Annotated in this window: 9 protein-coding genes and 1 pseudogene; 9 read left to right on the top strand and 1 reads right to left on the bottom strand. The window is 46.1% G+C overall.

Annotated elements, in window-relative coordinates:
* Window positions 1–49 precede the first annotated feature (49 nt).
* The 9 genes and pseudogenes from truB to lepA all read left to right on the top strand — a co-directional run bounded on the left by truB (window position 50) and on the right by lepA (window position 11,775).
* Window positions 50–961, top strand: a complete 912-nt coding sequence (truB, locus tag AC0J5I_RS12960; RefSeq protein WP_475300642.1) for a tRNA pseudouridine(55) synthase TruB — start codon at window positions 50–52, stop codon at window positions 959–961.
* A 22-nt stretch (window positions 962–983) separates the two neighbouring features.
* The gene (ribF, locus tag AC0J5I_RS12955; protein WP_475300640.1) at window positions 984–1,946 is read left to right on the top strand and encodes a riboflavin biosynthesis protein RibF; all 963 of its coding nucleotides are present in this window, start codon (window positions 984–986) and stop codon (window positions 1,944–1,946) included.
* The gene (hemW, locus tag AC0J5I_RS12950) at window positions 1,947–3,077 is read left to right on the top strand and encodes a radical SAM family heme chaperone HemW (RefSeq protein ID WP_475300637.1); all 1,131 of its coding nucleotides are present in this window, start codon (window positions 1,947–1,949) and stop codon (window positions 3,075–3,077) included. It abuts the gene before it with no gap.
* A gap of 135 nt (window positions 3,078–3,212) precedes the next feature.
* Window positions 3,213–4,247 (top strand): heat-inducible transcriptional repressor HrcA, encoded by a 1,035-nt coding sequence (gene hrcA / locus AC0J5I_RS12945; RefSeq protein ID WP_107995346.1) that lies wholly within the window; start codon window positions 3,213–3,215, stop codon window positions 4,245–4,247.
* Between the two features lie 19 nt (window positions 4,248–4,266).
* Window positions 4,267–4,806, top strand: a pseudogene (grpE, locus tag AC0J5I_RS12940) (nucleotide exchange factor GrpE); the annotation flags it as partial.
* A gap of 47 nt (window positions 4,807–4,853) precedes the next feature.
* Window positions 4,854–6,674 (top strand): molecular chaperone DnaK, encoded by a 1,821-nt coding sequence (gene dnaK / locus AC0J5I_RS12935; RefSeq protein WP_107995344.1) that lies wholly within the window; start codon window positions 4,854–4,856, stop codon window positions 6,672–6,674.
* Window positions 6,675–6,773: 99 nt separating this feature from the next.
* On the top strand, window positions 6,774–7,919 hold the full coding sequence (dnaJ, locus tag AC0J5I_RS12930) for a molecular chaperone DnaJ (protein ID WP_107995343.1): 1,146 nt from the start codon (window positions 6,774–6,776) through the stop codon (window positions 7,917–7,919).
* Window positions 7,920–8,133: 214 nt separating this feature from the next.
* Window positions 8,134–9,780, top strand: coding sequence for a phosphoenolpyruvate carboxykinase (ATP) (locus AC0J5I_RS12925; protein WP_107995342.1), 1,647 nt, complete (start codon window positions 8,134–8,136; stop codon window positions 9,778–9,780).
* A gap of 171 nt (window positions 9,781–9,951) precedes the next feature.
* On the top strand, window positions 9,952–11,775 hold the full coding sequence (gene lepA / locus AC0J5I_RS12920; protein WP_107995341.1) for a translation elongation factor 4: 1,824 nt from the start codon (window positions 9,952–9,954) through the stop codon (window positions 11,773–11,775).
* A 283-nt stretch (window positions 11,776–12,058) separates the two neighbouring features.
* Here lepA and AC0J5I_RS12915 read toward each other — a convergent pair whose 3' ends face one another.
* Entirely contained in the window at window positions 12,059–12,994 is a 936-nt protein-coding gene (locus AC0J5I_RS12915; RefSeq protein ID WP_475300620.1) for an aldo/keto reductase, read from the bottom strand.
* Window positions 12,995–13,015: the final 21 nt, after the last annotated feature.

Here is a 13,015-nt window from a genome sequence, read left to right as displayed (position 1 = left end):
AGATTATGCTATAATAGGTTAGTTGTAGAAGAAAGTAGGTTACAGACATATGGACGGAATATTACCTTTATGGAAAGAACGCGGCATGACAAGTCACGACTGCGTATTCAAACTGAGAAAAATATTGAAAACTAAAAAAGTGGGGCATACTGGTACGTTGGATCCGGAAGTTGATGGCGTTTTGCCGATTTGCATCGGGAAAGCCACAAAAGTCGTCGAGTTTTTGACTGACACGGACAAAGCTTACGAAGGAGAAATCACTATCGGAATCGCCACAACGACTGAAGACAGCCAAGGTGAAACGATTGCGAAGGCACCGGTTGCGCAAGACTTGTCTTTGGCTGAGATCGATGCAGCGATGGAAGCCATGGTAGGCGAAAGCATCCAAGTTCCGCCGATGTATTCCGCGGTCAAGGTGAACGGAAAAAGGCTGTACGAATACGCCCGCCAAGGGTTGACCGTCGAAAGGCCGCAAAGAACCATCCACGTCATGAGTTTCGTGCGGATTTCAGAACCCGTCTACCATGCGGAAGAGCAAACGATGTCCTGGAGCTTCCGGGTCACTTGCGGCAAAGGGACCTATGTGCGGACTTTGGCCGTCGATCTGGGTGCATCTTTGGGTTATCCGGCGCACATGTCAAACCTGACGCGCACGATGAGCGGATCCTTCACAAAAGAGGATTGCTTGACGCTGCAGCAAGTGGCTGAAGCAATGGCGAACAACGACATTGACGCGCGGCTGAAACCAATCGACTCGGTATTCGGAACGTATCATCAGGTTGCGCTTGACGATGAACTGTGGGATAAGGTCAAAAATGGCGCTGTTCTGCCGAAAGAGGGGCCATTCGAAACAATGGACGCGCCCGTTTTATTCACCTATCAGGACAAAATCGTGGCGATGTACGAACCGCATCCGACCAAATCCGGTTTCATCAAACCCAGAAAAATGTTCCTATCATAAACACCAAGGAGTTGCCTTAGCAATGGAAATAATGCATATACATCATCCCTATGACCAAAAACTGATACCCGATGAGCAAGTGGTATTGGCATTGGGATACTTTGACGGCGTTCACAGAGGGCATCAAGAAGTGATCAAACGCGCAAAGGAAGTTGCCGAAAAGAAGAACCTCAAACTTGCCGTCATGAGCTTCAATCATCACCCGAGCATCGTTTTCCAGAAGATGAACCCAGAAACGATGCAATATTTATCGACCGTCAACCGCAAAGCCGAATTATTCGAGAGCCTGGGCGTTGATTATTTCTTCGTCATCTCATTCACATCTGCGTTTGCCTCTTTGAGACCGCAGGAATTTGTCGACCAATACATCAGCGGCCTGCATGCTGTTGCAGTCGTTGCCGGCTTCGATTATACCTATGGACCTAGAGAAATCGCGGATATGAAGCAATTAGTGAACTATGCCCAAGGTCGCTTCGAAGTCATCGAAGTCGCCGAATTGAAGGACGAAGCCGAAAAAATCAGTTCCACGCACATCCGGGAAGCATTAGCTGAAGGAAACATGGAAAAAGCGAATGCTTATTTAGGCTATATCTATCAGATTGACGGCACGGTCATTCATGGCGATGCGCGGGGCAGGCTACTTGGTTTCCCGACTGCTAATATCCAAACCGAAAAACACACACGCTTGCCAAGGAATGGCGTTTACATCGTAAGCATCAGAGTGAACGGAATCTGGCATCGCGGCACGGCTTCGATCGGGCACAACATCACTTTTGAAGCTGGACGCGACAAAACCGTGGAAGTATATATACTGGACTTCGACAAAATGATTTACGGTGAAGAAGTAACCGTCAGATGGCACCATTTTATCCGCAGCGAGATAAAATTTTCCGGCGTCGACCAGCTGATTGCGCAGCTTAAAAGTGATGAAGCGGATACGATTGCCTATTTTCAGGATCACCCATTGAACGAGGTGACCCTCTAAATGGCAGCGGCTTATTTGCACATCCCTTTCTGCGAACATATCTGCTTCTATTGCGATTTCAATAAGGTGTTCTTGGAAGGACAGCCGGTTGACGAATACGTGGATGCATTGATCAAGGAGATGCAGTTATCGAAGAAACTGCATCCTCAAGAAGAGATCAGCACTTTCTATATCGGCGGCGGCACACCAACGACTCTGAACGAGCGCCAACTGGAGAAGCTTTTGAACGGAATCCGCAGCACCTATTCCTTGCCGAAGGGCGCCGAGTTTACGATGGAAGCCAATCCGGAAAGTATTTCGTTCGAAAAGTTGAAGATCATGCGCGATTATGGGGTCAACCGTTTGAGCATGGGGGTCCAATCGTTCAATAACAATATCCTGAAAAAAATCGGCCGCATCCACACTGCCGAGCAGGTATACACTTCTGTGGCCGATGCCCGCAGAGCCGGATTCGAAAACATGACCATTGATCTGATCTTCCGCCTGCCAAACCAAACGATGGCCGATTTTGAAGATAGTCTGAAAAAAGCCTTGGAATTGGATCTGCCGCATTACTCCATCTATGCCTTGATCCTTGAGAACAAGACGGTGTTTTATAACTTGATGCGTCAAGGGAAATTGCCGTTGCCTTCGGAGGACACAGAGGCCGATATGTATGCTTTGGCTATCGAGACGATGTCAAAAAACGGAAGAAATCAATATGAAATCTCCAACTTTGCATTGCCGGGTTATGAATCCCAACATAATCTCACTTATTGGAAAAATGAATCCTATTTCGGTTTTGGGGCTGGAGCGCATGGCTATATCGGTGGTATCCGTTACCACAATCATGGACCGATCCAGCAGTATCTGGCGCCTTTGCGCGAAAATAGCTTGCCGATCATCCGTCAGCAGCAGTTGTCGAAACAGGAACAGATGGAAGAAGAAATGATTCTGGGACTGCGCACGATGGTGGGCGTCAGCCAAAAACATTTTGCAGATAAATTCCAAACCCCGCTGTTGGATCAGTATGCTGCTGTCGTTTCTGATTTGGTTGCGGATGGCCTGCTTCGGGTCGATGGCGACAGGATCCGATTGACCCAAAGAGGTGTTTTCCTCGGCAACGAAGTATTCCGTTCTTTCTTGATGTGAATGCGTCCGTTGTCTGTGGGCGGTCCATAATGTTATGAAAAATGATTGTATTCCGTTGACAAAGCCTGTAACCCGTGATAAATTTATTTATGGTTAGCACTCATTATGGTCAAGTGCTAAAGTGAGGTGAAAATCTTGTTAACAGAAAGACAGTTGCTAATTTTGGATTTAATTGTCAGGCATTACATCGAATTCGAGGAGCCGATCGGTTCGAAGACGCTTCTCAAGGAATCTGCATTGTCCTTGAGTTCCGCCACAATCCGCAACGAAATGATGCGGATCGAAGAACTGGGCTTCTTGGAAAAAATGCATTCTTCATCCGGCAGGATTCCGTCCATCCAAGGCTACCGTTACTATGTCGATCAACTATTGGGAAAAGAAAGCGAAGAAGTCGCTGACGACGTCAAACAGACGATTAAGCATGGTTTTCAGAATCCTTACCAGGAAGTGCAGCAGGTTGTCGAAAAATCAGCTGAAATGCTGTCTTTTTTGACGAACTACACTGCTTTGGCAATCGGGCCTGAAACAAAGGACAGCCGATTGACGGGGTTCCGATTGGTCGCACTCAATGAAGGGCATGTGATGGCCATATTGGTGACTGATAAAGGACATGTGGAAAATCAGATTTTTTCTGTTTCGCCGGGCTTCTCAGCCTCTGAGATAGAAAAAATCGTCAACATCTTCAATCAGGAACTGGTAGGCCGCACACTGCAGGAAGTATTCATTAAACTGCAAACGGACATTCCGGTGATTATCCGGAAGTACGTCGATGCAAAAATCGATTTCACAGCGATCTTCAATGACATCGTTGCGAAGTTGGAGCATGACCGCTTCCATGTAGGCGGCAGCATGAATCTTCTGAACCATTTGGATGCGACGATGGACAAGAATAAAGTAAAAGCCATTTTAAGCATGCTGAATGGGTCTCCGGACATCCATGCGCTTTTTTCAAACCCCAATGATGGCGTCGGCGTCAAGATTGGAACGGAATTGAACAATGAGCTGCTGCATAATTTTAGCTTGATTACGGCTACTTATGACACGGCCGGCAACGGTAAGGGCCTTATTGCATTACTGGGGCCAACCAATATGCCTTATCAAAAAATGATCAGTATCATGAAATTTATGCGTTACGAACTTTCTGATAGCTTGAATGATCTGAACAAATAATCACGACAAAGGAGATTTTGAAGTGGATAATAACGAAGAATTAGTGGACCAGGAACAAGCGACCGTTGAAACAACGGTTGTTGAAGGTCAAGAGACGGTTACGGAAGCAAGTGAGGTTGAAGCCTTGAAAGCGACCTTGTCCGAAACGGAGGATCGCTTGTTGCGCCTACAGGCTGAACTTGCCAATATTCAGAAGCGCAACGCAAAAGAAAGACAGGATGCGGCGAAATTCCGTTCCCAGTCTTTGGCACAGGAATTGTTGCCGGTGATGGACAGTTTGGAACGCGCATTAGCGATTGAAGTGGAAGATGAAAAATCTTTGAACCTGAAAAAAGGTTTGGAAATGGTCATGAACTTATTCACGGAAGCTTTCGCCAAAGAGGGGATTTCTCCGATCGATCCGATCGACCAGCCTTTCGATCCAAATTTCCATCAATCCATTCAAATGCAGCCGGCTGCTGAAGGTCAAGCGCCTGATACAGTCGTCGCGGTAGTCCAAAAAGGCTACACCTTGAAAGAACGCGTTTTAAGACCCGCAATGGTTATTGTGGCAGAATAGTTTTATTGATAAACACAAAAAAATTTCATATAGAGGGGAATAACATCATGAGCAAAATTATCGGTATTGACTTAGGAACAACAAACTCAGCTGTCGCTGTATTAGAAGGCGGAGAAGCTAAAATCATCCCAAATCCAGAGGGAAATCGCACGACACCATCTGTCGTTTCATTCAAAAATGGCGAAATCCAAGTGGGCGAGGTCGCTAAACGCCAAGCAGTGACAAACCCGAACACAATCAGCTCGATCAAACGCCACATGGGCGATGCTGGCTACAAAGTGGAAGTGGAAGGCAAAAGCTACACACCACAAGAAGTTTCAGCGATGATCCTTCAATATCTGAAAGGCTACGCAGAAGACTATCTGGGCGAAAAAGTTGATAAAGCCGTTATTACAGTTCCAGCTTACTTCAACGATGCACAGCGTCAAGCGACTAAAGATGCCGGAAGAATTGCCGGTCTGGAAGTAGAGCGTATCGTCAACGAGCCGACTGCTGCAGCTTTGGCATACGGTTTGGACAAAACGGACAAAGACGAAAAAATCCTTGTATTCGACTTGGGTGGCGGAACATTCGACGTTTCCATCCTTGAATTGGGCGATGGCGTATTCGATGTGTTGAGTACAGCCGGCGACAACAAATTAGGCGGAGATGACTTCGACAACAAAATCATCGACTACTTGGTTGCAGAATTCAAGAAAGAAAACGGAATCGACCTTTCAAACGACAAAATGGCGAAACAACGTCTGAAGGACGCTGCTGAAAAAGCCAAAAAAGATCTTTCCGGCGTAACTTCAACCCAAATCAGCCTGCCGTTCATCACTGCCGGCGATGCAGGTCCCTTGCACATGGAATTGACGCTTACCCGCGCTAAATTCGATGAAATCACTTATGACTTGGTTGAACGTACAAAAGGTCCTGTACGCCAAGCATTGAAGGATGCAGGTCTATCCACTTCCGAAATCGATGAAATCATCCTTGTCGGTGGTTCAACACGTATCCCAGCAGTCATCGAAGCAGTCCGTAAAGAAGCAGGCAAAGAACCGAACAAATCCGTTAACCCGGATGAAGTTGTTGCAATGGGCGCTGCTATCCAGGGCGGAGTCATCTCCGGTGATGTAAAAGATATCGTATTATTGGACGTTACACCTTTATCATTGGGTATCGAAACAATGGGTGGCGTGTTCACTAAATTGATCGACCGCAATACGACAATCCCGACAAGCAAATCACAAGTGTTCTCGACTGCAGCCGACAACCAGCCAGCTGTTGATGTACATGTCCTGCAAGGTGAGCGTCCGATGGCAAACGACAACAAAACATTGGGTCGTTTCCAATTGACGGATATTCCATCAGCACCTCGTGGTGTTCCGCAAATCGAAGTATCATTCGATATCGACAAAAATGGTATCGTCAATGTTCGCGCTAAAGACTTGGGCACTCAAAAAGAACAAACAATCACCATCAAATCTTCTTCCGGTCTGACTGACGAAGAAATCGAAAAAATGGTGAAAGATGCAGAAGCGAACGCTGAAGCAGACAAATTGCGCAAAGAAGAAGTTGAACTGCGCAACGAAGTGGATCAATTGATCTTCCAAACCGACAAAACTTTGAAAGAGCTAGACGGAAAAGTCGACGCTGATGAAGTGAAGAAGGCCGAAGAAGCTAGAGACGAACTGAAAGCAGCAGTCGAAGCAAACGATTTGGAACAAATGAAAACGAAGCGTGATGCTTTGAATGAGCTTGTCCAAAACCTGACTGTCAAACTTTATGAGCAAGCTGCTCAAGCGCAACAACAAGAAGGCGCACATGAGTCAACGACTGACGACGGTGTCGTTGATGCGGATTTTGAAGAAGTAGACGACAAATAGTCAACTCTAACGAGAGGAAGCCAACGCATAACTGCATTGGCTTCTCTCACTGTATAGAGACAAAATGTTCAGATGAAGCCAATCAATGGAGGCGAAACAATGGCGAAAAGAGATTATTACGATGTCTTGGGTGTGTCGAAGGATGCCACAGACGATGAGATAAAAAAAGCTTACCGGAAACTTTCCAAGAAGTTCCACCCGGATATCAACAAAGAAGCGGGCGCAGAAGACAAATTCAAGGAGCTTGCAGAGGCGTATGAAGTCTTGAGCGACGGCAACAAACGCGCAGCCTATGACCAATACGGCCATGCCAGCACCGATCCCAATTTTGGCGCAGGCGGCGGTTATGGTGGCGGTGGCTTCGGCGGCTTCTCGGGCGGTTTTGAAGATATCTTTGATTCCTTTTTCGGAGGCGGAGGCGGTGGTCGCGGCAGAAATCCGAATGCCCCCCGTCAAGGCTCTGATCTACAGTACCGTATCCACCTCACATTTGAAGAAGCGATTTTCGGGAAGAAAGAAACCATCCGTTACAAACGTGATGAAGAATGTAAAACCTGTAGTGGTTCCGGCGCAAAACCGGGCACGCAACCGAAAACGTGTTCGAAATGTCATGGTTCAGGAGCTGTCGGTGTCGAAAGGAATACGCCTTTTGGCCGCGTAATGACGCAAGCAGTCTGTGATGTCTGCAGCGGAACAGGTAAGGAAATCACGGATAAATGTACTACGTGTTACGGACGTGGGCATGTCGAAACTGATCACTCTGTGGCAGTGACAATCCCTCCAGGTGTCGACGATGGACAACAGATGCGCTTGAACGGCCAAGGCGAAGTCGGCAGCAATGGCGGCCCGTATGGTGACCTCTATGTCGTTTTCCAAGTGGAACCAAGCGATATTTTCGATCGCGAAGGGACCGAGATCCATTACACGCTTCCGATCAGCTTCGCCCAAGCAGCTTTGGGTGATGAGATTGAAGTGCCGACTGTGCATGGCAAAGTTAAGTTGAAGATTCCTGCCGGGACACAAACGGGCACGAATTTCCGTCTGAAAGGCAAAGGGGCGCCACGCTTGCGTGGAACCGGAAACGGTGATCAGCACGTCAAAGTTACTGTCGTCACACCGAAGAACCTTAGCGAGAAGCAAAGAGAGGCAATCCGCGCATTCGCAGCAGCAGGCGGCGATACGTTGGTGGAAGATGACGCCAATTTTTTTGATAAAGTGAAGGACGCCTTCAAAAATAAAAAATAAATAAGCCAAAAGAACCGGTGTGTTGGAAACAGCCAAGCACCGGTTCTTTTTTTGTCCCTGGACTATTCTGTTAGAGTTTTTGTAACGAACATGAGGATAAACAACACTTTTTTTATAGAAAAAGAATAAATATTCGCTAATTCCAGGATGTAAGGGGTTACATTTTACAAAAATAGGATTATAATGGAATTATCAAATAAAAGAGGTGACGTAAATGGCTACTATAGAATCGTTCAATAGATCCGAATTAAAGAAGTCCAACCCTTTACTTACGAAATTCCGGACAACGGTCGAAACAGCTTTTTATGGCAAAAACATGCAGGAAGTCACGGACATGACGGAAGCCTATGAACTCGCACTGAACGCTGAAGGTGTGGTCGTGACCGACCTGCCTGTGCTCCATGCAAAAGAATTGGGATTGCCGGAAGATGCCAAGATACTTGTCGAAAACGGCGGCAGAATCATCGGCCGTACTGCCCGCGCCAAACGGATCATCGGAGAGAACAAGGAAGAGGACGAAAAACTTCAAGCCATCATCATGGATGTCATTTATCAGAACAGACTGCGCCATTATTATAAAGCGACAGGGTATGTAGGTTTGGATAAAGATTTCATCATCAAGGCGCATATCGCTTTTCCCGAAGGAAACGAAAACAATCTTTACTCCTGGCTATTGAACTTCCAGTGGGACAGCCCGGAATATCAGGAAATGTATGCCCATTCGAAAGCATACAACGAAGGCGACATTTACATCTATACGGATCCCGACTGGCGCCATCCGGATTATCCGCTGGGTGTGGCTGTGTTCGAGCCTGATAAAAACGTGGCCTGCATCCTTGGAATGCAATATTTCGGAGAGTTTAAAAAAGGCACATTGACGCTGGCTTGGGGAACGGGTCATCGCAATGGCTACGTTGCTTGCCATGGCGGACAAAAACACTTCCGCTTGCATGATGGCGGTTCCTATGTCGCTTCCTTCTTCGGGCTTTCGGGGTCGGGCAAATCGACTTTGACCCATTCGAAGCACGACAACAAATATGAAGTCAAAGTGCTGCATGATGATGCCTTCCTGATCGATTTGACGGATGGCTCCTCCATCGCTTTGGAACCTTCCTATTACGATAAGACCCAGGATTACCCCGCTGATCATCCTGAACAGAACTATTTCGTCACTGTCCAGAATGTTGGCGTGACGAAGGATCATGACGGCAAAATTGTGCTGGTCACCGAGGATATCCGCAACGGCAACGGACGTACGGTAAAATCACGTTATTCCACTCCGAACCGCGTGGATAAGTTCGAAGAGCCGATCAATGCTGTCTACTGGATCATGAAGGACGATGCCTTGCCGCCTTTGGTCAAAGTGGACGAAGCGGTCTTGGCGGCAACATTCGGCACGACGTTGGCTACGAAACGCACGACTGCGGAAACACTGAAGAAAGGCGAGTCGACCGATACACTGGTCATCGAACCATTCGCAAATCCGTTCCGGGTCTATCCGTTGGTTGAGGATTATGCCGGCTTCAAAGAATTGTTGGCACACGAAGATGTCGACTGCTACATCATCAATACTGGATTTTTCATGGGTAAAAAAATACCGAAGGAAGTGTCTTTAGGCGTCATCGAAAGTGTCGTTGAAGGGACAGCATCATTCGTGCCATTCGGTGCTGCACCGCATCTCAGCTATCTGCCGGTGGAAGGCTTCAATCCCGATTTTGAAGACAAAGACTATACGAAGTTGGTGAGAAGACGCATGCAGTTGCGGGAAGATTTCTTGGAAGAATTCAATGCTGCCCATCCGAGTATGCCGCTGCCTGATGAATCCATCCAAGCATTGCAAAATATCATTGATGCTTTTTAAGTTTCAATAGGAAAGAATCCGGTGGGAAGCCTCCGGATTCTTTTTTCCGCTTATCAGCCAAACAAAAGCGAGAAAGGCTTGCTAATCTGAGGCGGCATCTTGTCAGAAAGGCTTTAGATTGGTATAATTTCCAAGTGAACGAATGGACGTCAGAGAAAGTGAGCAACGATAATGAACTTAGAAGAGATGAAGCAACGACAAAAGAGGATCAGAAATTTTTCCATCATTGCCCATATTGACCATGGGAAATCTACATTGGCGGATAGAATCCTCCAAATGACTGATACAGTCGCCGATCGTGACATGCAAGCACAATTATTGGATTCCATGGACCTCGAGAGAGAACGAGGCATCACCATAAAACTAAACGCCGTCGAATTGACTTACAGGGCCGAAGACGGAGAAGATTACATCTTCCATCTGATCGACACACCGGGACACGTCGACTTTACGTATGAAGTATCCCGCAGTTTGGCAGCCTGCGAAGGGGCCATTCTGGTAGTGGATGCGGCGCAAGGGGTCGAAGCCCAGACCCTCGCCAACGTTTATTTGGCTTTGGACAACAACCTGGAAATTGTGCCTGTCATCAACAAGATCGATTTGCCTGCCGCAGATCCTGAACGCGTCAGGGCTGAGGTTGAGGATGTCATCGGGATCGATGCCAGCGATGCGGTTTTGGCGAGCGCGAAAATAGGCTTGGGCATCCCTGAGCTGCTGGAACAGATCGTCGCAAAAATCCCGGCTCCGGAAGGTGATCTGGAAGCACCTTTGCAAGCCTTGGTTTTTGACTCGATCTATGACCCATACCGGGGAGTCGTACTGAATATCCGGATCAAAAATGGCGTTGTCCGCCCAGGCGACATGATCAGATTCATGGCTAACGGCAAAGAGTATGAAGTCATCGAAGTAGGGATTTTCTCTCCGAAACCGATCAAACGCGACTTTTTGATGGTCGGGGACGTCGGCTATTTGACTGCTGGCATCAAAACGATCCAAGATACACAGGTCGGCGACACGGTTACGTTGGCGAACAATCCTGCCAGCGAAGCTTTGGCCGGCTACCGCAAAATGAACCCAATGGTATACTGTGGTATTTACCCAGTTGATGCATCGGACTTCAATGACTTGCGCGAAGCTTTGGAAAAACTTCAATTGAACGATGCGTCCTTGCAGTTTGAGGCGGAATCTTCGCAAGCACTCGGCTTCGGTTTCCGTACCGGATTTTTGGGCATGCTGCACATGGACGTCATCCAGGAACGGATCGAACGCGAATTCGATTTGGATATCATCACGACGGCTCCATCTGTTATTTATCGCGTCAACAAAACCGATGGCGAATTTTTGGAAATCGACAACCCTTCGGAAATGCCCGATGCGACAACCATCGAAAGCATCGAAGAACCGTATGTCAAAGCAAGCATAATGGTGCCGAATGATTATGTCGGTGCCGTCATGGATATCGCTCAGAAGAAACGCGGCAATTTCATTACGATGGATTATTTGGATGATTTCCGCGTCAATGTCGTCTATGAAATGCCCCTGTCAGAAATCATCTTTGATTTCTTCGACAGATTGAAATCAAGCACGAAGGGTTACGCTTCCCTTGATTATGAATTGATCGGCTACCGTCCAAGCAAACTGGTCAAGATGGATATCCTCTTGAACGGGGAAGCTGTCGATGCCTTAAGTTTGATCGTGCATCGCGATTTCGCCTATGCCCGCGGAAAGATAATCACAGAAAAACTGCGCGGATTGATTCCACGCCAACAGTTCGAAGTTCCGATCCAAGCGACAATCGGCAACAAGATCCTAGCTCGAACTACCATCAAAGCTTTGCGCAAAAACGTACTGGCTAAATGTTACGGCGGGGATATTTCCCGTAAGCGTAAATTACTGGATAAACAAAAAGAAGGTAAGAAGCGCATGAAGCAAGTCGGATCCGTCGAGGTTCCACAAGAAGCCTTCATGGCCGTTCTGAAGATGGACGAGGATTAAAAATCTTCTCGCACAATCGTTTATAGGAATCAAAAATAGCAAAAAATAATAAAACTCTCTACCATTTGTCCCACCGCCGAAAAAAAGCGTTGGATTTGGTAGGGAGTTTTTTTTGTTTAGGCTACTATCTGATTAAAGAGAACAATGATGAATTTTTCGAAAATTGTGTGGAAGAACCTGCGCAAATACATCTATCCTTTTATTCATACTGTACCCCTTACAAATTCAAATAAAAGGATAATGGTATACATATAGAATAATACCATTATCCTTTAGTTAATAGTTAGTTCATCTCTTTTTCCCATTCTCGTACAATTATAATACCTGAATTATCAGCAGCGTTTTCTAAAGTTCTGATTTCGTTTTCAGTCAATGAAATTTGACTTGCTTTAAATGCGTCGTCTACATGATTCACTTTAGTAACACCGATAATTGGAACTGTTCCTTTGGATATTGCCCAAGCTGCAGCAATTTCAGAAACGGTTGCATCATGAACAGAAGCAACTCCTTGTATAGTACTAATTAGTTCTTCTAATGATTCTAAATTATCATTATATATTTTTGCGCGTTCACTATGTTCTGGAAATGGTGTTTTTGTAGTATATTTTCCAGAAAGAGCTCCTTGTTCTAAGACCATGTAAGAGAAAAAAGTAATATCGTTTTCTTTGCAATGGTCGATTATTCCAGATGTTTCTGATGAACGATTCAGAAGGCTTAAGTGATTTTGAACGGCTGAAATTTTTAGATTGTGCTTATTCAAGATAGCTTGGGCTTGTTTAATTTCAGCTAAATTATGATTGGAAACTCCAATATATTTTACTTTTCCGCTCTCAACCAAGGATATTAGTTGAGGTGTCCATTTATCAACATTTGCCGGATTGTGAATCCAGTATATATCTACATAGCTTGTCTGCAATCTTTCTAGACTACCACTCAGCATCTGTTTCGCTGCCTCTGAAGTTTTTTCTGCGATTTGAGGTGTGAATTTTGTAGAAAATAAAAGGGCACTTCGATTTTCATTTTTGGAAAGATTTCCTAAAATTTGTTCTGAAGCACCCATTCCATAGACTGCTGCTGTGTCCCACAAATTTAATCCTCTGCTTAAAGCTGCCTTGAATACGGGCTCCAAATCAGATTCATCAAAATAATTTCCGAATACTTGATCACCACCTGCTGCACCTGAACCCCATGCCCAAGTTCCAAGAGCTATTTTAGGCATATTTAAATTTTTCAGTAAATT

This window comes from Trichococcus sp. TS_SC_9 (genome assembly GCF_056156325.1).
This window is presented reverse-complemented; position numbering and strand designations above follow the sequence as displayed.